The sequence below is a fragment of the Streptomyces sp. NRRL S-87 genome (genome assembly GCF_000719335.1).
In the GTDB taxonomy this organism is placed as follows: Bacteria; Actinomycetota; Actinomycetes; order Streptomycetales; family Streptomycetaceae; genus Streptomyces.
Map to the genome: position 1 here is coordinate 112,143 of NZ_JOGB01000005.1, position 22,548 is coordinate 134,690.

Annotated in this window: 18 protein-coding genes; 8 read left to right on the forward strand and 10 right to left on the reverse strand. The window is 73.6% G+C overall.

Annotated features, from left to right (window positions below; translation table 11 throughout):
- Window positions 1–13 precede the first annotated feature (13 nt).
- Together IF43_RS0105020 and IF43_RS0105025 are read right to left on the reverse strand one after the other, a co-directional pair.
- A complete protein-coding gene (locus tag IF43_RS0105020; protein WP_051794736.1) occupies window positions 14–475 on the reverse strand; it encodes a hypothetical protein in 462 nt (153 codons plus the stop codon).
- A 241-nt stretch (window positions 476–716) separates the two neighbouring features.
- Window positions 717–1,250, reverse strand: coding sequence for a sigma-70 family RNA polymerase sigma factor (locus IF43_RS0105025; protein ID WP_037887395.1), 534 nt, complete (start codon window positions 1,248–1,250; stop codon window positions 717–719).
- Window positions 1,251–1,542: 292 nt separating this feature from the next.
- On the opposite strand from IF43_RS0105025, the gene IF43_RS0105030 reads away from it, so the two are divergent.
- The 3 genes from IF43_RS0105030 (at window position 1,543) to IF43_RS0105040 (ending at window position 7,081) form a co-directional block, all read left to right on the forward strand.
- Window positions 1,543–2,742, forward strand: a complete 1,200-nt coding sequence (locus tag IF43_RS0105030; protein ID WP_030194353.1) for a CapA family protein — start codon at window positions 1,543–1,545, stop codon at window positions 2,740–2,742.
- A gap of 53 nt (window positions 2,743–2,795) precedes the next feature.
- On the forward strand, window positions 2,796–6,095 hold the full coding sequence (gene lysX / locus IF43_RS0105035; RefSeq protein WP_030194356.1) for a bifunctional lysylphosphatidylglycerol synthetase/lysine--tRNA ligase LysX: 3,300 nt from the start codon (window positions 2,796–2,798) through the stop codon (window positions 6,093–6,095).
- 83 nt (window positions 6,096–6,178) lie between these two features.
- A complete protein-coding gene (locus IF43_RS0105040) occupies window positions 6,179–7,081 on the forward strand; it encodes a polysaccharide deacetylase family protein (protein ID WP_030194359.1) in 903 nt (300 codons plus the stop codon).
- Window positions 7,082–7,232: 151 nt separating this feature from the next.
- On the opposite strand, the gene IF43_RS0105045 is transcribed toward IF43_RS0105040, so the two are convergent.
- Entirely contained in the window at window positions 7,233–7,895 is a 663-nt protein-coding gene (locus IF43_RS0105045; RefSeq protein ID WP_030194362.1) for a class F sortase, read from the reverse strand.
- A 346-nt stretch (window positions 7,896–8,241) separates the two neighbouring features.
- Here IF43_RS0105045 and IF43_RS0105050 point away from each other — a divergent pair, with 346 nt between their 5' ends.
- Complete coding sequence (locus IF43_RS0105050) at window positions 8,242–8,742, forward strand: hypothetical protein (RefSeq protein WP_030194366.1); 501 nt, start codon at window positions 8,242–8,244, stop codon at window positions 8,740–8,742.
- 153 nt (window positions 8,743–8,895) lie between these two features.
- Here IF43_RS0105050 and IF43_RS0105055 read toward each other — a convergent pair whose 3' ends face one another.
- From IF43_RS0105055 to IF43_RS40405, 3 genes are all read right to left on the reverse strand, one after another.
- Window positions 8,896–9,441 carry a hypothetical protein gene (locus IF43_RS0105055; RefSeq protein ID WP_030194369.1) on the reverse strand — a complete coding sequence of 182 codons (546 nt, stop codon included), beginning with the start codon at window positions 9,439–9,441 and terminating at the stop codon, window positions 8,896–8,898.
- A gap of 241 nt (window positions 9,442–9,682) precedes the next feature.
- Complete coding sequence (locus IF43_RS0105060) at window positions 9,683–10,447, reverse strand: DUF4239 domain-containing protein (protein ID WP_030194372.1); 765 nt, start codon at window positions 10,445–10,447, stop codon at window positions 9,683–9,685.
- Between the two features lie 147 nt (window positions 10,448–10,594).
- Window positions 10,595–11,302 carry a hypothetical protein gene (locus IF43_RS40405; protein ID WP_051794698.1) on the reverse strand — a complete coding sequence of 236 codons (708 nt, stop codon included), beginning with the start codon at window positions 11,300–11,302 and terminating at the stop codon, window positions 10,595–10,597.
- A 520-nt stretch (window positions 11,303–11,822) separates the two neighbouring features.
- Between IF43_RS40405 and IF43_RS0105070 the strand changes: the two genes are divergently transcribed.
- Complete coding sequence (locus IF43_RS0105070; RefSeq protein ID WP_030194376.1) at window positions 11,823–12,635, forward strand: SAM-dependent methyltransferase; 813 nt, start codon at window positions 11,823–11,825, stop codon at window positions 12,633–12,635.
- The gene (locus IF43_RS0105075; RefSeq protein ID WP_030194379.1) at window positions 12,632–14,812 is read left to right on the forward strand and encodes a bifunctional diguanylate cyclase/phosphodiesterase; all 2,181 of its coding nucleotides are present in this window, start codon (window positions 12,632–12,634) and stop codon (window positions 14,810–14,812) included. Before IF43_RS0105070 ends, IF43_RS0105075 begins: the two co-directional genes overlap by 4 nt.
- Before the next feature lie 26 nt (window positions 14,813–14,838).
- Here IF43_RS0105075 and IF43_RS0105080 read toward each other — a convergent pair whose 3' ends face one another.
- The gene (locus tag IF43_RS0105080; protein WP_267884727.1) at window positions 14,839–16,401 is read right to left on the reverse strand and encodes an FAD-dependent monooxygenase; all 1,563 of its coding nucleotides are present in this window, start codon (window positions 16,399–16,401) and stop codon (window positions 14,839–14,841) included.
- A gap of 173 nt (window positions 16,402–16,574) precedes the next feature.
- Here IF43_RS0105080 and IF43_RS0105085 point away from each other — a divergent pair, with 173 nt between their 5' ends.
- A complete protein-coding gene (locus tag IF43_RS0105085; protein ID WP_051794738.1) occupies window positions 16,575–17,237 on the forward strand; it encodes a TetR/AcrR family transcriptional regulator in 663 nt (220 codons plus the stop codon).
- Here IF43_RS0105085 and IF43_RS0105090 read toward each other — a convergent pair.
- From IF43_RS0105090 to IF43_RS0105100, 3 genes are all read right to left on the reverse strand, one after another.
- The gene (locus tag IF43_RS0105090) at window positions 17,224–19,953 is read right to left on the reverse strand and encodes a VWA domain-containing protein (RefSeq protein WP_030194387.1); all 2,730 of its coding nucleotides are present in this window, start codon (window positions 19,951–19,953) and stop codon (window positions 17,224–17,226) included. The genes IF43_RS0105085 and IF43_RS0105090 overlap by 14 nt on opposite strands.
- An 80-nt stretch (window positions 19,954–20,033) precedes the next feature.
- Window positions 20,034–20,786, reverse strand: coding sequence for a hypothetical protein (locus IF43_RS0105095; protein ID WP_234331951.1), 753 nt, complete (start codon window positions 20,784–20,786; stop codon window positions 20,034–20,036).
- 45 nt (window positions 20,787–20,831) lie between these two features.
- Complete coding sequence (locus IF43_RS0105100; protein WP_030194389.1) at window positions 20,832–21,728, reverse strand: LysR family transcriptional regulator; 897 nt, start codon at window positions 21,726–21,728, stop codon at window positions 20,832–20,834.
- A gap of 94 nt (window positions 21,729–21,822) precedes the next feature.
- Between IF43_RS0105100 and IF43_RS0105105 the strand changes: the two genes are divergently transcribed.
- Window positions 21,823–22,548: a succinate dehydrogenase gene (locus IF43_RS0105105; protein ID WP_030194390.1), complete on the forward strand. Its 726-nt coding sequence runs from the start codon at window positions 21,823–21,825 to the stop codon at window positions 22,546–22,548.

Below are 22,548 nucleotides of genomic sequence, written 5' to 3' on the forward strand. Positions count from 1 at the left end.
CGGCGCCGGGGGGTCAGAACAGGTGCATCGCCAGGTGTCCGAGCGGCAGCCCCAGCTGCCAGGCCGGGGTCCAGATGCGGGCGTTCTCGTCCAGCCCCGGCTCGCCCTCGCGCCGGTCGGGGGCCGCCTGGTCGAGGTTGGTCGCGTACAGCTCCGTACGGTCCAGCCAGTGCCAGGCCGCCCGCGCCAGCTCCAGGTCGGGGTCCTCGCCGCCGCGTTCGCGGGCCTCCTCGCCCAGCTGGAGGATGCGGGTCTGGGCCCAGTCGCGCCACGGGTGACCGTACGCGGTGAGCGAGAGCCACTCGTCGAGCTGCGAGACGACACGGATGCCGGAAAGCTCCCCGGCCGCGTCGGACAGGTAGATGGTCAGCGCCAGCGTGTCGCGGCCGGCCCGGAACTCCAGGCTGCTGGCGGGGATCAGCCGCCCGGTGCGCAACAACTCGTCCGCGATGTACTCGGCGTACAGCCAAGCCATCGGTACCGCGAGCCTGTCGGCCCCGTCGCCGCCGGTGCCGTTCGTACCCTCGGGGCGCACCGTGTCCACCTACTCCCGCGCATCGTGCTGCCGTCGTCGGTCCCGAGCCTTCACGCCGGGGCGGGACGGGCGGGGGCCGTTTACCCAAGTTGAACGGTCTGGTGGCGAATTCGCCGTGCCGTGGGCACAGTCTGCTCGCCCCGGCGGGCGGATTCTGGACGGACGGCCCCCGACGGGCGGGTCAGGCCCCGAGGCCGTAGCCCGGCAGGCCCTGCCGCAGGGCGCGCAGGGCGTAGTGCGTACGGGACTTGACGGTACCCGTGGGGATGCCGAGCTCCTGTGCGGCCTCTGCGACGGAGCGGTCGCGGAAGTAGACCTCGACGAGCACCTCGCGGTGCTCGGGGCCGAGGGAGCCCACCGCGCGCCGCACGTCGATGGCGATCGCCGTGGCGTCGAAGTGGTCCTCGGGGGCGGGGCGCTGCTCCAGGGCCTCCGCCTCCACCTCCTGGGGGCGGGAGAGGCGGGCGCGGCGGGCGTCGATCGCCAGCCGGCGGGCCACGGTGAAGAGCCAGGGCCGCATGGAGCCGTGCTCGTCGCCCCAGGCCTCGGGGTGCTGCCAGGCCCGCACCAGCGTCTCCTGCACCAGGTCTTCGGCGCGCTGGGTGTCGCCGTGGGTCAGCGTGAGGAGGAATCCGAACAGCGCCCGGCCGTGCTCGTGCTGCAGTGCGGAGATCTCCGCCGCGCCAGGGCGCGTGAGGGTGGGGGCGGGGCTCACGGGAGGCTCCTTCCGGGGCGAGCGGGCTGATGAACCCACCCTGACCTGCGCGTGGCGCTGCGGGAACCGTCCTGCGCCCGGTGCGCGCCGACAGGGGCGGCGCCGTCGTTCGACGGCCGCTCCGCACGACGAACGGTCGAACGGTGCGCCGAACGGCTGGTGCGTGCGCCACGACCGCCCGGTGTCACGGCGCCGTCACTTGACGTGACGGCCGTCCTCCTGTGGATTCGAGGCCGGATCAGCAGCCGATCCGATAGTCGTATTAACGGTCCCGGGGTCGAGAGCAGGGCAGATGAGCAAGCGCACACACCGGGCCGCGGCCACCCTCACCGCCGCCCTCCTCGCGGCCGGCGCCGCCGGCTGCACCGGCGGTTCCGCGCCGGCCCCGCCGGCCGGCGGCCAACGGGGCGGGCCCTCGGGATCCGCCCCCGGCTCGCCGGCGGCGCCGGGCCGCGGCTTCACCCTGGTCGCCAGCGGCGACGTACTGCCGCACCCCTCGGTCATCCAGCGCGGACAGGCCGACGCCGGCGGCGAAGGCTACGACTTCCGGCCCATGTTCGCCCAGGTCAAGCCGGTGGTGTCGGCCAGCGACCTGGCCCTGTGCCACATGGAGACCGTCTACGGCGAGGAGGAGGGGCCGTTCACGGGCTACCCCGCCTTCAAGTCCCCGCCGCAGTTCGCCGAGGCCCTCAAGGACGCCGGCTACGACGGCTGCTCCACCGCCTCCAACCACAGCCTCGACGACGGGGCCGACGGCATCCGGCGCACCCTCGAGCGCTTCGACAGGGCGGGCCTGAAGCACGCCGGCACCGCCCGCACGGCGGCCGAGGCGGCGGTGCTCACCACGTACACGGCCGGGTCCGCCAAGGTCGCCCATCTGGCGTACACCTACGACACCAACGGCTATCCGATGCCCGACGGGCAGCCCTGGGCCGTCAACCTCATCAAGAAGGACCGGATCCTGGCGGACGCCCGCAAGGCCCGGAAGGCCGGTGCCGACGTGGTGCTCGTGAGCGTGCACTGGGGCACCGAGTGGCAGACCGAGCCGGACGGGCTGCAGCTCTCCCTCGCGCGCGAACTGACCGCCGCCCGCACCGCCGGACGCCCCGACGTCGACCTGGTCCTGGGCACGCACGCACACGTCCCGCAGGCGTACGAGAAGGTCAACGGCACCTGGGTGGTCTACGGCATGGGCGACCAGGTCTCCGGGCGCATGGTCAACTACGCGGACCAGCCGGATCCGCGCGGCAACTACGGCTCCATCGGACGGTTCCGGTTCGAGCCGCCCACGGCGGCCGGCGGGCGCTGGCGGGTCACCAGGGCCGAGTTCGTCCCGCAGATGATGGACACCGACGCGGGCCGCGTGGTCGACCTGCCCGCGGCCCTGGCGGCCCACCCCGACCGCGAGGACTACCAGGACGCGCTCGACCACATCCGCGGGGCGGTCCTCAGCCGCGGGGCGGCCGAGGACGGACTGACGATGGGCCGCTGACCCCCGCCCGCTCCGCCGCGCGGACCCGCGCCGCGCTGCCTACAGTGCGAACCATGAGCGTCGCGGAGCAGACCCAGGGGACCCGGAACCGTTTCCTGAACCGGGTGCCCGACGCGTTCGGCGCCTTCTTCGGCGCCCTGGGACTCCTGTGCGCCCTGCTCGCGGTCTTCGCGGGCCTGCGGGCGCTGCTCCGGCCCCTCGTCCGCTTCCTCGACGACATCGTCGTGCCCGTCAGCGCGAACCTCGCCTACGCCGCCTTCCTCATGCTGCTCGCCGCGGCGCTCGGTAGCCGCAAGAAGATCGCCTGGTGGGTGGTGGTCGCCTACCTGAGCCTGCTCATCCTCTCCGACCTGCTGCTCCTGGCCGCTGAGGAGTACTGGTACTCCGTCCCGTCCCTGATCGTCGGCATCGCCGCCCTGGTCCTGCTGGTGGCGGCCCGCCGGGAGTTCTACGCCGACTCGCGGCACGGCGCGGTCTGGCGGGCCCTGCTCGTCCTCGGACTCGGCCTGCTCGCCGCCGTCTTCCTCGCCTGGGGCGTCGTCGCCGTCTGGCCCGGCACCCTGCCCAGCTCCCAGTGGCTGGACTGGGCCGCCAAACAGGTCTTCGGCGGCCTCTTCTCCGCCCGCCAGTTCGACGGCCGGCCGGCCCGGCCCGTCTACTTCCTGTGCGGCCTGTTCGGTGCGCTCGCCCTGCTCAACGCCGCCGCCACGCTGTTCCGCTCACAGCGCATGGAGGCCTCCCTGCACGGGGACGAGGAGTCCCGGATCCGCGCCCTGCTCGGCGCCTACGGCCGCAACGACTCGCTCGGCTACTTCGCCACCCGTCGCGACAAGGCCGTGGTCTTCGCCCCCAACGGCAAGGCGGCCGTGACCTACCGCGTCGAGGCCGGGGTGTGCCTGGCCTCGGGCGACCCGGTCGGCGATCCCGGCGCGTGGACCCCGGCCGTCAACGCCTGGCTGGCCGTGGCCCGCCGCTACGGCTGGCAGCCCGCCGTCATGGGCGCCTCCGAGGAGGGCGCGACCGCCTACGCCCGCTCGGGCCTGGGTGCCCTCCAACTGGGCGACGAGGCCATCCTGCACGTGGCCCGGTTCGACCTCGACGGCCGCGACATGCGCGTGACCCGCCAGGCCGTCAACCGCGTCCGACGGGCCGGCTGCACCACCGTGATCCGCCGCCACTCCGCCCTCACGGACGAGGAGATGCGGCGGATCGTCGACAGCGCCGACCGGTGGCGCGACACCGAGACCGAGCGCGGCTTCTCGATGGCACTCGACCGGCTCGGCGACCCGGAGGACGGCGACTGCCTGCTGGTGGAGGCCCTCGACGCCGAAGGCCGGCTGGTCGCCCTGCTGTCGTTCGTCCCGTGGGGCAGGGACGGCATCTCCCTGGACCTCATGCGCCGCGACCGCAGGGCCCCGAACGGGGTCATGGAGTTCATGGTCGCCGAGCTGTGCGCGCACGCCCCGAAGGTGGGCGTGCGGCGGGTCTCCCTCAACTTCGCCGTCTTCCGCTCCGTCTTCGAGGAGGGCGGCCGGATCGGTGCGGGCCCCGTGCTGCGGCTGTGGCGCCAGCTGCTGCTGTTCTTCTCCCGGTGGTGGCAGCTGGAGGCGCTCTACCGCTCGAACGTCAAGTACCAGCCCGAGTGGTACCCGCGGTTCCTCTGCTACGGCGACGCCGGATCGCTGGCCCGCATCAGCCTCGCCTCCGGTATCGCGGAGGGCTTCGTCTCCGTACCCAGCCTGCACAAGCTGTGGGGTCGCAGCCACCGGCGCGGCGCGGTCTCCGCCCCCGCCACCACCGCCGGCCTGCCCTCGATCGAGTCCCTCGGCCTGGTCGAGGAGGGCGGGGGCGGGGCGGGCGCCGGCACTGCCCTGCCCGAGCAGGTACGGGTCCGGCACCGCAAGCTCGAGCGGCTGCGGGCGGCGGGAACCGACCCGTACCCGGTCGGCATCCCCGAGCGCACCCACACCGTCGCGGAGCTGCGGGCCGGCCACCCGGCGCCGGCGCCCGGGGCCCGTACCGGAGAAGCGGTGACCGTGGCCGGCCGGGTGATGGTCGTGCGCGACCTCGGCGGCGTCGTCTTCGCGGTGCTGCGGGACTGGTCGGGGGACCTCCAGCTGATGTTCACCCGGGACGGCTCCGGGCCGGAAGCCCTCGGTTCCTTCACCGCCACCGTCGACTTCGGCGACCACGTCACCGCCACCGGCGAGGTCGCCGGCAGCCGCACCGGCGAGCTCTCCGTCCTCGTCACCTCCTGGCAGCTCACCGGCAAGTGCCTGCGCCCGCTGCCGGACAAGCGCAAGGGCCTGGCCGACCCCGAGGCCCGGGTGCGCCGCCGGTACCTCGACCTGGTGGCCCGCCCCGAGGCCCGCGACGTGGTCCGGGCCCGGTCCGTCGCCGTACAGGCGCTGCGCCAGGGCCTGCTGGACCGCGGCTACCTGGAGGTCGAGACCCCGATGCTCCAGCAGATCCACGGCGGCGCCAACGCCCGGCCCTTCCGCACCCACATCAACGCCTACGACCTCGACCTCTACCTGCGCATCGCCCCCGAGCTCTACCTCAAGAGGCTGTGCGTGGGCGGCATGGAGAAGGTCTTCGAGATGGGCCGCACCTTCCGCAACGAAGGCGTCTCCTACAAGCACAACCCCGAGTTCACGATGCTGGAGGCCTACCAGGCCTTCGCCGACTACGACGTCATGCTCGACCTGACCCGCCAACTGATCCAGGACGCCGCGACCGCCGCCAACGGTGCCACCGTCGCCCGCAAGGCCGGCCCCGACGGCCGGCTCGTCGAGCACGACATCTCCGGGCTGTGGCCGGTCAAGACCGTGTACGGCGCGATCAGCGAGGCACTCGGCGAGGAGGTCGACGCCGACACCGACGAGCTCCTGCTGCGCAGGCTGTGCGACTCCGCCGGCGTCCCGCACGGCCCCGAGGACACGCGCGGGGACGTGGTCCTGGAAATGTACGAGCGACTCGTGGAGGAGAAGACGAAGCTCCCCACCTTCTACAAGGACTTCCCCACGGACGTCTCCCCGCTCACCCGCCAGCACCGCAAGGACCCCCGGCTGGCCGAGCGCTGGGACCTGGTGGCCTTCGGCACGGAGCTCGGCACCGCGTACTCGGAGCTGACCGACCCGGTGGAGCAGCGCCGGCGGCTCACCGCCCAGTCCCTGCTCGCCGCGGGCGGCGACCCCGAGGCCATGGAGATCGACGACGACTTCCTGGACGCCCTGGAGTACGCGATGCCGCCCACCGGCGGCCTGGGCATCGGAGTGGACCGGCTCGTCATGTTCATCACGGGACTGACGATCCGCGAGACCCTGCCGTTCCCGTTGGTGCGAAAGAACTAGGCCCCTGCTCCGGACGAGTGCACATTCCCTCTTGACCAGTGTTGTTGAAGCACCGACGCTGTCTGGCGTGCGAGCAATTGATAATGAAATCGGATGACCTGCTTCCGGGGCGGCGGGATGTGCTGCGCACCGCCGTGTTCCTCGGAACCGCCGTCGCCGCCGGACTGCTGACCGGGGGAGAGATCGCCGCTCCCGGTACCCCGGCCGAGGGGTCGGCCGCCGCACCGCACCCCGGCGCCTCCCGGGCCGCGGGCGCGGGCGGTGCCCCGCCCCGACCCGGCCCCCCGCAGTCCGTACGGCCGCAGTTGCCGTCCACGTACCGGCTCAGCCCCATGACGGCCGAGCTCCCGCCCCGGCACCGGCCGGCGCTGCCCCCCGTACGCACCCGCCCGCTGCTGGAGATGCCGGCGGCGGACGGCAACATCGTGCTCACCTTCGACGACGGGCCCGACCCGCGCTACACCCCGGGCATCCTCGACACCCTGCGCCGGTACGACGCGCGCGCGGTGTTCTTCGTCTGCGGCGAGATGGCCGTGGACAACCCGGACCTGCTGCGGCGCATGGTCGACGAGGGCCACGTCATCGGCAACCACACCTGGACCCACCCGCTGATCCCGAAGCTCAGCCGGTCGAAGCTGGCCTGGGAGATCGGACACACCAGCGACATCGTGGACAAGACGGTGGGCCGTCCGCCCGTCTGGTTCCGCGCGCCGTACGGGGCCTGGAACCGCGCGGCCTTCGAGATCGGGGCCGAGCTCGGGATGGAGCCGCTGGCCTGGACCGTGGACACCCTCGACTGGACCGAGCCGGGCACCTCGGTCATCGTCGGCCGCGTGCTGAAGGGCGCCGCCCCGGGCGTGGTGGTGCTGTCGCACGACGCCGGCGGCAACCGCTCGCAGAGCGTCGCGGCGCTGCGCACGTACCTGCCGCGGCTGCTGGAGCGCGGTTTCCGGCCGACGCTGCCGCAGCTGCCGGCCCGCCGCTGAGGCCGGCGGCGGCCGTGGGGCGGGGCGCCCGAGGTCCGGGAGCCCCGCCCTTCTGCTGCCGTCTTCGGCCTCGGCCTCTTGCCCTCTGCCTTCGGCCTCGGCCTCTCGGTCTCGGCCCTCGGCCTCCGGCCCGGCGGTGCCCCGGTCCCCGTCAGCGGGAGTCGACCATGCGGGCGAAGACGACGACGTTGCCGTCGTAGCCGCGGGCCCGCGAGTAGCCGCCCCCGCAGGTGATGACGCGCAGCTCGGGCTGGCCCGTGTCCCCGTACACCCGGGCGCCGGGGAAGTCGTTCTTGGAGAACACCTCCACCCCGTACACCTCGAACACCGCCGTCTTGCCGTCGTACCGGCTCACCTCGATGTGCGCGCCCTTGCGGATCGCGCCGAGGCCGTAGAACACCGCCGGACCCTTGTCGTTGTCGACGTGGCCGACGATCACCGCCGAGCCGCGCTGGCCGGGCGCGATGCCGTTGAGGTACCAGCCGGCCAGGTTGGAGTCCTGGGGCGGGGGCGCGTCGATCCATCCCTCCGCGTCGAGACCGACGGACATCACGGGCGCGTCGACGTTGATCGACGGGATGCGGATGCGCTCCACCGTCGAGTGCCCCAACTCCTGGAGGTCGGTCGGCGGTACGGGGGCCGCCGTGGCGGCACCGGTACCGGAGGTGCTGACGGCGGCGGCCGCGGCGGGCTGGGGCGGCCCCGGGTCGACGTCCGCCCCGTTCCGCATCATGGCGAGGCCGGTGAGCATGACCAGGGCCAGTGCCCCCCAGGGGGACCGCCGCCGCGGCTGCCCGTGCTCGTCCTCGGTCATGGCTCTCCCTTCCCGACGCGGGATCCGGATTCCCGCGTTCTCTTCCCCCCTTCTCCACGCACGCTAAGTCGGCGCGGGCGGGAAGGCGAGGAGGGAAGGGCGAACGGGTGGCGGAGAGCCGGATGGGATGCACCCGTTCGAGTAAATGTCACATAACCATCCGATGGGGCGTGACCTGCGCATCCGTCGGTGACGCACCGAACGGTCCCGGCGTGTCGCCTCCATCGGGCGGACCACGGAAGAAATGCGGCGATTGCGGCGGAAGGTGATGGTTCGTCATGGGATGCGTTCTCGTCGATCATCCCGGAGCCACCGCTCCGGGGCGCTTCCCGCTGGAGGTTCCACCATGCGTGCTGCACACGCACTGACAGCCGCCGCGGCGCTCGCCGTGGTCGGCCTCGCGACACCGATCGCCGCCGCGGGCGGCGCGCCGGGGGGCAACGGGCCCACCAACATCACCGTCAGCCCCTTCCGGGTCCACCAGGGCTCGACCATGCAGGTCAGCGCCGCCGGCTGCCAGCAGGGCGGGCTGGTGTTCTCGCGCGACAACACCTTCGACTCGGAGCGGCTGTCGCCGGGGTCCATCGGCTTCGCCACCGTCCGCATCCACGACCACGCCCGCCCGGGCCGCCACGAGGTCCACGTCCGCTGCAACGGCAGCGAGCGCGAGGGCAGCCGGGAGTTCGAGGTCCTCGCCGCCCGCGGTGCGCAGGGCGGCCTGGGCGGCTCGTTCGGGCCCAGCACCACCGAGACCGCCATCGGCGCGGGCCTGGTGGGCAGCGCGGCCCTGGGCGCGGGGATCCACCTGATGCGCCGCCGCGTGCGTGCGACCCGCGCCCGCGTCTGACCGGCCGAACCTCCCCGGTCGGGCCGCGGAACCGCCCGTCGCCCCGAGTCCCGGCCAGGACTCGGGGCGACGGGCGTCCGTCGTCGCCCCGCCCTGCGCGCGGCCGGTGCACGCTGCAGGCTCCGCGGGAGCGCGGGAGCGCAGGTGTGCGGGTCAGTGGCGACGGGCGGCCGCACGACGCCGGACCACGTACGCCGTACCGAGGCCCGCCGCGATGAACAGCCCCGCACCGGCCGCGATCTCGCCCGGGTCCATGCCGGCGATGCTGCCGCCCACACCGCCGCGCACGCCGCGCGAGACGGTGGTGGAACTGGTGGTGGGCCGGCTCGTGCTGCCACCGGCGATGGTCAGGTCGGCGGAGCCGTTCTCGTTGTTGCAGGTGAAGGTCACCGAGTAGACGGCGCCGCGGCGGGCGTCCCGGTCCACGGTGACCCGCACGCTCTGGCCGCGCGGGATGCTCACGGTGTCGAAGACGCCGGAGGAGGCCGTGGCGAAGGACGCGTCGCAGCCGCTCACCGACAGCGTGACCTGGCCGCCGGGGGCGACCGTGGCCGGCGTGATGGCGAAGCCGAACGAGGTGACGGGCTGCTGCGGTCCGGTCGCCGGGGCCGCCGCGGTCGACGTCGCGCCGAACGCGAGGGCGGCTCCCACGGCACCGGTGGCGAGCAGGGCGGCGGACGCGGTGCGTATCGCGGACATGGTCAGTCCTCCGGGTCCCGAGGAGCATCTGCGGAACCGTTTCCACAAGTGACGGATGGTGCGCCTCGATGTCCGCCACGCTAGGTCCGGCCGCCTCCGCCCGCGATCAGAGTCGGGCGAATGGGGGTTCCTGCTCGGCCACCCGGGGGACCACCGCGGCGCGCCCCCTGGCCCACCGGATCCGCCGCCCGGCCCCGCCGGTGCCGCGGCGGCCGCCACGGGCCGCCGGCGGGCGCACCGGTCAGGGGCGGGCGGACGGGAAGTACCGGAGGAAGGGCTCCGCCGTGGCGGAGATGCCGCGGCTGAACGGGGCGTCGAAGTCCCAGACGAGGAACAGCAGGAAGGCGATCAGGGCGCTGAAGAGGCCGGCGAGCAGCAGCTCGCGGAACGAGCGGCGGATCTGCAGCGTGAAGACCAGCCCCACCGTCACCAGCGCTCCCGCGATCAGGCCGAACCACACCACGCCCGGCATGACCGCGCCCACGCTCGACGCGCGCCCGCTGCGGGCGTCGTCCGCCACGCCCACCTGGTCGACCAGCGGCTGGTAGGCCTGCCCCTCGTGGTCGGTGCGGGGCTCGTAGTCCGTGACGTCGCGGCGCACCTTCTCCAGCAGCCGGTCGCCGTGGGTGGTGAGGCGGTCCTGGTCCGCCATCACCTGCCACTCCGTGGTGACGACGTACGACACGTACGCCTCCGCGTCGGCCCGGATCCGGGCGCGCACCTGGGGCGGGTAGACCTCGGAGCGCACGCTCACCTCGTGCAGGGCCTGCGCTTCCTGGCGCACGTACTCCTGGGCCGCCCCGCGGGCCTCCCAGACACCGGCGATCGCCAGCCCCAGGACGATCGCGTAGATCACGCCGATCATCATCGTCATGTACTCGATGACGTCGGGGGTTTCGTTGGGGTCGTCGTCCTCGCCGATCCGGCGGTTGTTCAGTAGGGCGATGGAGAGCACCACCGCGCAGGCCGCGGCCATCGCGATGGTCAGGACGAGCCACTCCGACACGTTCACTCCTGTCTGTCGGCTGTCTGTCGGCTGTCGTTCGGCTGGCGTACGGGCCGCCGGGGCCGGCCCCCGCCGCTGCGGCCGCGCGGGCCCGGGGTGGCGTGCGGATGCCGGATGCCGGGTGTCGGGCGCCGGGCGGGGTGGGGGTCAGCGCGGACGCAGGGCGACGATGGCGAGCACCGCGGGGGCGGTGGCGAGCAGCGTGAAGGTGAGCACCGAGACGTGGTGCTCGCGCGGCTTGCGCGCGGGGGCCCGGTAGGCGGGCCGGGCCACCGGACGGGGGCGCGCCTTCGGCGGCGGGGTCAGGCTCGGCCGCGGTGGCTCCGCCACGGTCCGTACGGGCCGCGGCCGGGGCGGCGCGGGAGCGGCCCGGACCGGCCGGGGCGGGGTGGGCCGGGGCTCGAGGGTGGGTCGCGGACGGGTCGGCCGCGGCTTCGGGGTGGGCGTGGGCCGCGGGGTCGGGGTCGGCTCGGCGGTCGGGGTGGGCTTCGGCGTCGGCTTGTGCGTCGGCTTCTGGGTGGGCCTGGGTGTGGGCTTCGGGGTGGGGGAGTGCGTCGGCTTCGGGTCGCAGTGGTGCCCCCGTCCGCGGCCCCGCCCGTGGTGGTCGTGTCCGCGGCCGCGGTCGTCGTGCGGCCGGCAGCCGCAATGCCGGCCCCCGAACGCTTCGCCGCCGTCGTCGCGGTCGCGGTCCCCGCCGGGCCCCTGACGGGGCCGGCACCCGCAGTGCCGCCCGCCGTACGCCTCACCACCGCCGTCACCCGCCACCGCCACGGCCGTGATGCCGTCGGGCCCGATGCTCGCGTACGCGCAGCTGTCGGCACCCGCGGGAGCGCTGCCGAGGAGCAGCCACAGCACCAGTGCGACCGCCCCCAGCGCGCTGCCGCCCGCCCACGGTCCGCGTCCGCGCGGCCGTCGAGGGGAAACGAGAGGGCCCGCCGGCCCGGAGCCGCTGCCTCCGCTCACCGGTCCCCCGTCGCGGACGTGTTCCTGACGGGGGCCGCCGGGCACCAGTCGCCGGTGCGGGGCGGCGCGGAAGGAGCGTCCTAACCGCGGGGCAGGGGGTCTCGTCACGCCGGGAGCATGGGCTCGGGAACGAGCCGGCACGCGGGAGTGGCGGCTGATTCCCCTGAACGGGCGGTCTTTCGACCCTACAGGTTTGAGCCAAAGGTGAACGTGACACGGGCGCGATGCGGGCGTGCGTCTTCACGTTCCAAAAGGGATTTGTCGGTTTCAGTCAACAGGTGATCCCGCTCTGGCACGTGCCTTTGGTGTGTGACGAAGAACGGATCGCCAATTTCCGCTTTGACTCGCCCCTATGAGCAATGATCAGTAGATTCTCCTGCGGCAGTAGACGACTCGGCATGGGGAGACCTCGATGGACCGCCCGCACTGGGCACCGCCCGGCATCGACATATCGGTGCCCAGCGTGTCCCGCATCTACGACTACTACCTGGGTGGGTCGCACAATTTCGAGGTCGACCGGCAGACGGCCCGCCGGGCCATGGAATTCATGCCGGGCCTCCCCAAGACCATGCAGGCCAACCGTGCGTTCATGCGGCGCGCCGTCCGCTACGCCGTGGCGGAGGGCATCACCCAGTTCCTCGACATCGGCTCGGGCATCCCCACCTTCGGCAACGTCCACGAGGTCGCCCAGGCCGCCAGCGAGCGGGCCCGCGTCGTCTACGTCGACCACGACCCGGTCGCCGTGGCGCACAGCCGGGCCGTCCTCGCCGGCGACGAGCGCACCGACATCGTCCCCGCCGACCTGCGCAAGCCGCAGGACATCCTGAACAGTCCCCAGGTGACCGACCTCCTCGACCTCGACCGCCCCGTGGCCCTGCTCCTCGTCGCGGTCCTGCACTTCCTGGAGGACGGTGACGACCCGTACGCGCACGTGGCCGAGCTGCGCGACGCCCTCGCCCCCGGCAGCCTGCTCGTCCTCACGCACGCCTCGTACGAGGGCATCCCGCTGCCGGAGGAGGTGGCCAGCGGCACGGTCCAGGTCTACCGCGACGCCCGCAACCCCCTGGTCATGCGCAACCGCGACGAGGTCGCCGGCTTCTTCGAAGGCTTCGAGCTCGTCGCGCCCGGCCTGGTGTCGATGCCCCTCTGGCGCCCGGACGCCCCCGAGGGCCAGGAGGACGCGTACGCCTTCGCGGGCTTCGCCGGAGTGGGACGCAAGGCGTGAGACTTCCCGCCCAGGCGGAGGGCTCCGCGACGCGGTCCGAGGTTGCGGAGGACCGCGTCGTCCGGTTCGCCAGGATCTGGAGCCGGGCCATCTTCCCCGCCACCGCCACCTCCCTCACCCGTCAGGAACTCGAGGATCACCTGCTGCCCCAGGCCCGAGTCCTCTCCGAGGCCCTCCACGCCCGCCCGTTCGACGCCTCGCCCGCCCAGCGGGTCGGCGCCTACCTGGTCGAGACGCACTGCACCGACCCCGAGGCCCTGTCCGGCACCCTCGGGGTCATCGAGGCGTACCTGGTGCTGTACTGCTCCGACGGCGGCACGGAGAGCGCCGAGGAGTACCGGGCCCGCTGCGCGCGGCTCCAGCACGGCCTGGCCGCCGGCTTCGCCCGCGCGCTGCGCGAGCGCACCCTGAGCGAGCAGGAGGCGATCGCCCGCTCCGCCCTCACGGCCCGCTCCGACGCGCAGGTGGCCCTGCACGCCAGCGAGGAGCGCTTCCGCGCCGTCTTCGAGGGCGCCGCCGTCGGCATCGGCATCGCGGACCTCGACGGCAACGTCCTGGAGGTGAACGAGGCCCTGCTGCGCATGTTCGGCGGCATGGACGGCCACGTCCGCAGCCGCAACGTGGCCGAGTGGGGCCACCCCGAGGACGCCCCGAACGTCTGGAAGATGTACGGCGAGCTCGTCCGCGGCGAACGTGACCACTACCGCGTCGAGAAGCCCTACTACCGGCACGACGGGACCGTGCTGTGGACCAACCTGACCGTCTCCCTCCTGCGTGACGCCGACGGCAAGCCCCAGTACCAGCTCGCGCTGATGGAGGACACCACCGAACGGCGGCTGCTCAACCTCCGGCTGCGCTACGAGGCCACCCACGACGCGCTGACCGGCCTGCCCAACCGCACCCTGTTCTTCGAGCGCCTGGAGAAGGCCCTCTCCGCCAAGGACGGCAGCCGCTTCGGACTCTGCTACCTCGACCTCGACGGCTTCAAGGCCGTCAACGACAGCCTCGGCCACTCGGCCGGCGACCGGCTCCTCGTCGAGGTCGCCGACCGCCTCCAGGCGTGCGCCACCGCGGCCGGCGAGATGGTGGCCCGGCTCGGAGGGGACGAGTTCGTGGCCCTGACCACGGGCCCGAACACCGAGGAGGAGGTCACCGAGCTGGCCGTGCGCATCCTCACCGCCCTGTCCACGCCCATCCGCCTCGAGGGCCGCGAGCTCACCGTCCGCGGCAGCATCGGCATCGTCGAGGGACCGGCCGGTGAGCGGACCCCCGCCGAGGTGCTGCGCAGCGCCGACATCACGATGTACCGGGCCAAGGGCGCGGGCGGCAACCGCTTCGAGATCGCCGACGCCGAGGCCGACGCCCGCGCCATCACCCGCCACGGCCTGACCAACGCGCTGCCCGCCGCCCTCGAGCGCGGCGAGTTCTTCATCGAGTACCAGCCGCTGGTGCACCTGCACGACGGCAGCGTGCACGGCGCGGAGGCCCTCGTGCGCTGGTCGCACCCGCAGTACGGGGTGCTCGGCCCGGACCGCTTCATCCCGCTCGCCGAACGCACCGGGCTGATCGTGCCGCTCGGCCGCTGGGTCCTTGAAGAATCGGTCCGGCAGGCCCGGGAGTGGCAGCGCCAGCACGGCGGCCGGGCCGCCGGCGGACCCCTGCGGGTCAACGTCAACCTCTCGCCCACCCAGCTCCACCACCCCGGACTGGTCGCCGACACCCTCCGGGTGCTGGAGAGTTCCGGACTCGAACCGGGCGCCCTGTGCCTGGAGGTCACCGAGTCCGCCCTCATCGGCGCCGACGACGAGCTGCTCGAGCCCCTGCGCAGGCTCGCCGCGATGGGTGTGGACATCGCCCTCGACGACTTCGGCACCGGCTACTCGAACCTGGCGAACCTCCGCCGGCTCCCGGTCAGCGTCCTCAAGCTGGACCGCTCCTTCACCCGGGGCATGCAGCAGCAGCCCGCCGATCCGGTGGACGTGAAGATCGTGGAAGGCATCGTCGCGCTGGCGCACAGCCTCGAACTGGCCGTGACGGTCGAGGGCGTGGAGACCGGAGCCCAGGCCCGCCAGCTGCGCGAGCTGGGCTGCGACACGGCCCAGGGCTGGTACTACGCCCGCCCCGGTGCCCCCGACCGCATCCACGCCCTCTCGCTCTCGGACGCCGTCACCCCCTGACCTCCGGTGCCGCCCCGCCGCACCCCTCAGCGAGCCCGTCCCCGGAGCCACGCCGCCACGGGCTCCGGGTCGGCACCCGGCACGAGCAGCGCCAGGTGGTGGTCGGGGCGTATGAGCACCAGGGCCTCGCCCGGGACACCGAACGCCCCGCGTACGGCCGCCTCGTCGGCCGGCGCCACCCGATGGGTCCGCAGCGGCCCGGACCAGCCGTCGGCCACCTCGCGCAGCGCGGTCCCGGCTCCGGCGCCGATGCCGAGCAGGGTGAACTCCGGCCCGGCCAGGACGTCGTACAGCCGTCCGCCGCCGGCCAGCCGCACGTCGGGCGCCACGTCGCCCGGCGCGAGCGCCGCCGTACCCTGCGCTCCGGCCAGTGAGCTCCACCGGTACCCGGTGGGCACCTCGTCGGTCAGCGCCTCCTCGATGCCCGTGCCGGGCGTCCGGACCGCGGAGACCACGTGCCGCATGCGATCGTCCGTGATCTTGAGAGTCCATGCGGCTATCGGCAGACGCTCCTCCTCGTAGGTGTCGAGCAGCTCCGGACCGCCGCGGCCGGCGAGGGTCTCGGCCAGTTTCCAGCCCAGGTTGAACGCGTCCTGGATGCCTGTGTTCATGCCCAGCCCGCCCGCGATGGGGTGGACGTGCGCGGCGTCCCCGGCGAGGAACACCCGGCCCCGCCGGTAGCTGCGGGCCATGCGGACGTTGACCCGCCACGTGGACAGCCACGTCGCCTCGCCCAGTCGTATCCCCGGTACCTTGGCGTGCCGGTCGAAGGCCCGCTGGAAGCCCTCCAGCGACGGAGGCACCGCCGCCCCCTCCGCGTCCCGCTCGATCCCGGCCTGGAACTGGAAGGTCTCGGTCCCCGGGACGGGCCACATGAGCACCGCGCCCCCGTCGGTGAACCACTGGTGCCACACGTCCCGGCTCAGCCCCGGCGCCTCCACGTCCCCGACGACCATCGACTCCTCGGCCCCACCCCCACCGTGCCCTTCGAAGGCCACGCCGAGCAGCCTGCGGACCGTGCTGCGGCCGCCGTCGCACCCGACGGCGTAGGCCGCCGTCACCACGCTGCCGTCGGCCAGGGTCGCCCGCACGCCCTCGGCGTCCTGGGACAGGGCGGTCACCTCGGCGCCGAACTCGACGCGCCCGCCGAGCTCTTCGAGCCGCTCACGCAGGAAGCCCTCGGTCTGCCACTGGGCGAGGAACACGGCACTGTCGAAGCGGGCGGCGCTCGCGCCGGCCTCGGCCGGGGCGAACGGGTCGGTGTCGCTGACGTGCTCCCCGTCGAAGTACTTGCGGAACACCTGGTGCGCGGTGCCGGTCGCCGCGATGCCCTCGCCCGCCCCGAGGTCGGTGAGCACGTCCAGCGAGCGCGGATGCAGGGTCTTGCCCCGCGATTCGCGGTGCGGCCGCGCCGCCCGCTCCAGCACGCGCACGGCCACCCCGCGGCGGCTCAGGTCGCAGGCGAGCGTCAGCCCCGTCGGGCCGGCACCCACGACCAGCACCTCCGCACCGCCCGTCGTACCCCCGGAGCCCGCCGAGCCGCTGCCGCCCGTCGCGCCGGTCACGTCCTGCGTCGTCATCTCGGACATCGCGATCCCCCTCCTGGTCCGCCGCGCGGCCGGAACGGCCGCGCAGCACGGTTCTGCAGGGAGCAATCACGCTGCGTGACCGCTCCGTGCATCCAGAAAACCGCACCGACCCCGAAAATGCAACCCGGTAACGAAATTAACTTGGTTGCATCTGCTCTGATACAGTGCCGGGCATGGAGACCTCGCCCGGCCTGCGGGAGACGAAGAAGCTGCGCACCCGCCGCCACCTGGCGGACACGGCGCTGGAGATGTTCCTCGAGCGCGGCTTCGGGGAGGTGTCGGTGGCCGAGATCGCGGCGGCGGCCGAGGTCTCGAAGCCCACGCTGTTCCGCTACTTCCCGAGCAAGGAGGACCTGGTCCTGGACCGCTTCGCGGACCACCAGGACGAGGCCGCCCGCGTCGTGCGCGCCCGCCCCGCGGGCCTCACCCCCGTCCGGGCGCTGCACGAGCACTTCCGCACCGCCCTCGCCGGGCGGGACCCGATCACGGGCCTGTGCGACCACCCGGACGTGGTGGCCTTCCAGCGCCTCCTCTACACCACTCCGGACCTCGCCGACCGGCTCCAGCACTACACCGCCCGCGAGGTGGAGCTGCTCACCGAGGAGCTCCTGCCGGAGTACGGCTCGCCGTTGGAGGCGCGGCTGGCCGCCCTCCACCTGGTCACCGTCCGCCGCGAGCTCGGGCGCGAGAACTGGCGCCGGATCGCCGGCGGCCGCACCGCCGACGCGCTCTACCCGCGGGCCCTGGCCGACGCCGACCGCGCCTTCGGGATGCTGGCCACCGGCCTCGACGCGGCCGACGCCCACCAGTCCTGGAAGGGTCCTAGAAGGCCGTGAAGCCGGACCTGACCCGCCCGAAGTCGCCCATGGCCCGGATCGCGCCGGCCATGAGGGGGAGTGCGCCCGCCGGTACCGCGCCCCCGTCGGTGTAGGAGACGGGCGTCCCCAGTGCCCCGGCCAGCATCTTCAACTTCTCCATCGTGACCCGGTCGTCGACGAACTCCTGCGCCGGGTAGGCCTGGTGGACCTTCTTGAGCGTCTCCGCGTGCTGGGTCAACCGCTGCCCCGCCCGGTGGCGGTCGTTGTCGTACAGGTCGTCGAGCGCGTGGAAGGTGACCTCGCTCGTCCACAGCCCGACCGCGTGCACCACCACCGTCTCCTCGCTCAGCACCGGGCCCCCGGCAGGCCGCCCGGGAGCCGCCGCACCCACCAGCTCCGGCTCGTAGCTGCGGCCGGCCCGGGCCGCCGTGTCCACGTACTGCACGGTGGCCCGGCCCACCCCGTCCGCCGGGTCCCAGTCGTCCGGCACCTGCACCTCCAGCACCACCCAGTACGTCTCGCCGAACGCCAGGTCCGGCGCGAAGATCCGGATCCCCTTCTCGTCCGTGATCAGGTCGGGCAGCGGGTCGGTGCCGTACTCCTCCCGTGCCGTCCTGGCCGCCTCGTCCGCGTCACGCAGCACCCGGGCCCGCACCCTCGGCTCGGTGACCAGGTCGTGCCCGTACAGGTGCCACACGGTCACCGCAGGGTCGATGTCGATGCGCAACTGGAGGTCGATCGCGGCCAGGTGGTCCCGCCGGTTCAGGTCCTCCAGAAGGCCGGTACGGACCTGCTCGGGCCGGGTGACGAAGGTGCAGTGCCCCCCGGCTGTCCCGGCGAGGGCCGAGAGCTCGGTCATCCGGGCGTCCGAGCCGAAGCCGAAGCACGACAGGGTCAGGTCGCCGCGGAGCCGGGCCGCCGCGTTCTTGCGGATCGTGATCCAATGCGTCTCGCCGGACGTCGGGTCGCCGTCGGAGAAGAGGTAGAGCCGGTTGACGGTGCGGCCGCCGGCCGCCTGCCGGCCGATCTCGGCGATCCCGTACTGGAGGCCGAGGTTGATGTCGGTGCCGCCGTCGGCGCTCATGCCCGCCACGATCGCGGCGAACCGCTCCGGCGCCAGGTCCTCCTTGCGCGTGCCCTGGAGCAGGGTGGACACGCCGGTGGCGAACGTGACGATGCCGAGGGAGTCCGCCGGGCGCAGCCGCTCGTAGATCTCCTGGAGCGCGGACTTCACGGTGTCGAGCTTCTCGCCCCGCATGGAGATGCTGGTGTCCACGACGAACACGAAGTTCACCGGTAGCGGGGCCTTCGCCACGGTGCCGGGGGCCCCGGCCGCGCCGGCCTTCAGGGCGATCTCGACGAAGTGGGTGCTCTCCTCGTGGGCCTTGGAGTCGCCGGGCACCGGCGCGATCCCGTGGCTGACCGCCAGCGCCTCGCCCGCGCCCGGCTCCGGCACCTGGTCCGTGCGCGAGGCGACGAAGTCGTCGAAGCGGATGTCCTCCTGCTCCACCATGACCCCGCTGTCGATGAGGTCGGAGATCCCGAGCACCGAGCGGGTGCCGAAGGCGGCGCTCCGGCGGATGAACAGGCCGTCGTGGGGGAGCGGCACCCCGCTCGGACGTCCGGCGGGGCCGGCGTCGCCGGAGTGCGGGCTGCTGAAGCCCCAGCCGGCAGTCCCCCCGCCGGCGGCTTGGGCCCCGACGACCATGGCGCCCCCGGCTTGGTAGGCGGTGGCGTAGTGGTCGAAGCTGGTGATCCTGTCGACCTTGACGGACCGCGCCTCCAGGACGTCCTCATCGTCGTCCGACACGGCCACGCGCCGCCGCGGGGCGCTGGTGTGCGGTCCCCGCGCCCCGTCCTGGCCACCCGGGTGCTCCGTGGAGCGCGCGGTCGACCGGCCGGCCGGCCGGTCCATCGGCTCCGCGGACCCCGGCACGTTGCCGGCGGCGCGCCCGGAGTCGGGCAGCGCGTCGAGGGGCCCGAGCGCGTCACCCTCCGGGCTGCGCACCGCGTCCGGCGGGCGGACGATCCCACTGTTCCCGGCGCCCCGCTGGAACCGCAGCCCCACCGTGTACCTGCGGAAGTCCCTCGCCGCCCCCGCGGAACGGAGCACCCGCCCCTCACCGAGCCAACGCGCGTACGCCCGGTCCTCGCCGGACAGGCCGGTGAGGGCGTTCGGATGGACGACGACCACCGTCGCAGCCGGGTCGACGGTGCCGATCTGCAGGGAGCGGACGAACGTCCAGTACGCGTGCCGGTCCTCCAGGACCTGCACGACGGGCCCGAGCCCGTGCCGCCGCGCGTACGCCTCGCAGTGCGCCTCGCGGCGGCGCAGCACGGCGTCGGGCGGGCCCGCCTGGTGCAGACCGGTCGGCAGGAGCACCGCCCAGCGGTCCGGCGGGAGGTCGTCCCGGGCGGACTCCCGGGCCCGGTCGTCGGCGAGCACGAGCGTGAGACCGACGGAGAGCAACGCTCCCGGACCCCAGCTCCTCCCCGGCACGCCTTCGTCGGACAGCGGCAGCACGTACACCCCGCAGTCCGGCCGGTGGCTCCGCAGTAACGCGTCGACCTCCGCCTCGTCCCCCGCCGTCCGGTCCACCAGCACCAGCCCGCGGGCTCCGGCCCGGTCGCGGGCCTCCCGCTCGGCCGCGGCCGGCACGACGCCGAGGTCGGGTCGGGGGACGTAGAGCACGGCGGTCCTGTCCGTCCGCGGGCCGCTCGGGGGGTTGTTCATGGGCACCTCGTCCGAATCCTTGTCCGTGTGGTGGGGGCGGGGGCCTCGGGCGGTCCCGCAGTCAGATCCTGTTCCGGGCCTCACGCACGGGCGGGCAGCGGGCATCGCGCGTCCAGCTCGGTGTCCGTGTGCACCCGGCCGTCCAACATCCCCTCGGCGCGCAACCGCCTCAGCCAGACGTCCAGTTCGGAACCGAGGCCCTCGCTCCCCGTGGCGAGCCGCTGCGCCTGCGCGCGGTCCGGCGCCGCCCCTCCCACCAGCAGGATCCTGATCTTCAGGGCGATGCCGTGCGGGTTGCGCGGATCGAGAGCGAGGGCCTCGTCGACGTACCCCGAGGCCACCGCCGTGTTCCCGCGGGCGAGGGCGATCCTGGCCTTCCAGTACCAGTACTCCTCGGCCTCCCGGTCCATGCCCGCCGACTCCAGGGCGCGCTCGGCCCGGTCGGCCTCGCCGGCCGCCACCAGGCGCGCCACCTTGGCCGGCGCACGCTCGTCCGCCGCCCCGGACGGCCGCCCGGATCCGGTGTCCGCGGCCGCGTAGCGCCCCACCAGCAGCAGGACCACCAGGAGGAAGCCGAGGACGAGACCCACCAGGAGGAGGAAGCGCTGCGCACCGGCCCCGTCCGCCAGCGTGGCGAAGATCCCGAGGATGGCGATGGCGAACGTGAACGTGATGACGGCGCCGAAGAGGGCCGTGGCCTGGGCGCCGGTCAGCGTCCGGAACATCTTCTCCCGGATGATGTTGCGGACGAAGTCGCGGTACAGGAGGACCAGCGTTCCGAGGGCCAGGCCGCCGATCCCGGCGATGCTGCCGAGCACCTGAAAGTCCAACATGCCTCGGACTGTAGATCCCCGGGCCGCCACCTGTCCGGCGGATGGTCAGACCGGCCCCTGCCGCCCCGCCAGCAGCACCCTGCGCAGCTCCCGGGCCGCTCGCGGCGGGGCGACGTCCGTGCGGTGTGCGAGTGCGACGGTGCGCCGCAGCGGCGATCCTGCGAGCGGCGTGGTGCGAAGTCCCGGACCCGCGCGGTCCGCCACCATCGCCGGAACCACGGCGAGCCCGAGCCCGGCCCGTACGAAGCCCAGTACGGCGTCCATCTCCCCGCCCTCCACCGTGAACGCGGGCTCGAACCCGGCCGCCCGGCAGGCCGCCACCGTCAGCTCCCGCAGGTCGTAGCCGTGCCGGAACATCACCATCGGCTCGTCGCGCAGGTCCGCCACCGCCAGCGGGCCGCCGCCGCCCGGCGGATCCGACTCCGCGGCCGTCACCACCACCAGGTCCTCGGTGAGCAGCTCCACCGTCGTCAGCGCGGGTGCCGCGGGAGGCAGCGGCAGCGCGACGAGCGCCAGGTCCAGGGCGCCGCGCGCCAGCTCCCGTACGAGGTCGTGCGAGCCGCCCTCCTCGATCAGCAGCCGGATGCCCGGGTGCGCGTCGTGGAAGGCCCGCAGCACGTCGGGCAGCAGACCGGTGCACAGGCTCGGGGTGGCACCCAGCCGGATCCGGCCGCGCCGCAGCTGCACCAGCTCCTGCACCTCCAGCCGTGCGGTGTCGGTGTCGGCCAGGATCCGCCGGGCCAGCGGGAGCAGGGCCTCGCCCGCCTCGGTCAGTGCGACGTTGCCCCGGGCGCGGCTGAACAGCTCGGCGCCCAGCTCCCGTTCGAGTGCCTTGATCTGCTGGGAGAGCGAGGGCTGGGCCACGTGGACCCGCTCGGCGGCCCGGGTGAAGTGACGGGTCTCGGCCACGGCCACGAAGTACACCAGCTGCTGGAACTGCATGGCCGCCAGCCTAGCCCTCCATAGGCCAGCCCTATCAACATCAGCCGCTCCATGTCTTGGACCTTTCGATACCTCCGTCCCTAGCCTTTTCGTCATGGCTGCTCTGGCAACGCGCACGGACCGCCCCCCGACCCCCGGCCGCAGGCCGTCCCTCCCGCGCCTCCTCTGGAACTCCACGCTCGGCAAGAAGACCGTCATGGCCGTCTCCGGGCTGGTCATGCTCGCGTACCTGGTCGTCCACATGATGGGCAACCTCAAGATCTTCTTCGGCCCGGAGGAGTTCAACGGCTACGCCCACTGGCTGCGGCACATGGGCGAACCCTTCCTCCACAGTCACTGGGGGCTCTGGGCCGCCCGGATCGTGCTGCTCGCCGCGGTGATCGCGCACGCGGTCAGCGCGTACCAGCTCAGCCGCCGTGACATCAAGGCCCGCCCGGTGCGCTACGCCCACCGCCGGCGCCGCGCGAGCTACGCGACCCGCACCATGCGCTGGGGCGGGGTCATCCTCGGCCTGTTCATCGTGTGGCACCTCCTCGACCTGACCACGCTCACCGTGAACGAGCGGGCCTGGCAGGGGCATCCGTACGAGAACGTGCTCGCGACCTTCTCGACCTGGTACGGCAACACGATCTACATCATCGCGATGCTCGCGCTCGGTCTGCACGTCCGGCACGGCTTCTGGAGCGCGGCGCAGACCCTGGGAGCCGGCAGCGCCGCCCGCGACCGCCTGTTCCGGACCGCGGCCTCCGTCCTGGCACTGGTGCTGACCGCGGGCTTCGTCTCCGTCCCCGTCGCCGTCATGACCGGAGTGGTGCACTGA

Bases quoted from the DNA above. Each gene is read 5' to 3' on its own strand.
- IF43_RS0105080 (WP_267884727.1), bottom strand. From the start codon at position 16,401: ATGTCCGAGATGACGACGCAGGACGTGACCGGCGCGACGGGCGGCAGC.
- IF43_RS0105105 (WP_030194390.1), top strand. From the start codon at position 21,823: ATGGCTGCTCTGGCAACGCGCACGGACCGCCCCCCGACCCCCGGCCGC.
- IF43_RS0105100 (WP_030194389.1), bottom strand. From the start codon at position 21,728: ATGCAGTTCCAGCAGCTGGTGTACTTCGTGGCCGTGGCCGAGACCCGT.
- IF43_RS0105045 (WP_030194362.1), bottom strand. From the start codon at position 7,895: ATGACCGAGGACGAGCACGGGCAGCCGCGGCGGCGGTCCCCCTGGGGG.
- IF43_RS0105085 (WP_051794738.1), top strand. From the start codon at position 16,575: ATGGAGACCTCGCCCGGCCTGCGGGAGACGAAGAAGCTGCGCACCCGC.
- IF43_RS0105020 (WP_051794736.1), bottom strand. From the start codon at position 475: ATGGCTTGGCTGTACGCCGAGTACATCGCGGACGAGTTGTTGCGCACC.
- IF43_RS0105030 (WP_030194353.1), top strand. From the start codon at position 1,543: ATGAGCAAGCGCACACACCGGGCCGCGGCCACCCTCACCGCCGCCCTC.
- IF43_RS0105055 (WP_030194369.1), bottom strand. From the start codon at position 9,441: ATGTCCGCGATACGCACCGCGTCCGCCGCCCTGCTCGCCACCGGTGCC.
- IF43_RS0105040 (WP_030194359.1), top strand. From the start codon at position 6,179: ATGAAATCGGATGACCTGCTTCCGGGGCGGCGGGATGTGCTGCGCACC.
- lysX (WP_030194356.1), top strand. From the start codon at position 2,796: ATGAGCGTCGCGGAGCAGACCCAGGGGACCCGGAACCGTTTCCTGAAC.
- IF43_RS0105070 (WP_030194376.1), top strand. From the start codon at position 11,823: ATGGACCGCCCGCACTGGGCACCGCCCGGCATCGACATATCGGTGCCC.
- IF43_RS0105095 (WP_234331951.1), bottom strand. From the start codon at position 20,786: ATGTTGGACTTTCAGGTGCTCGGCAGCATCGCCGGGATCGGCGGCCTG.
- IF43_RS0105090 (WP_030194387.1), bottom strand. From the start codon at position 19,953: ATGAACAACCCCCCGAGCGGCCCGCGGACGGACAGGACCGCCGTGCTC.
- IF43_RS0105050 (WP_030194366.1), top strand. From the start codon at position 8,242: ATGCGTGCTGCACACGCACTGACAGCCGCCGCGGCGCTCGCCGTGGTC.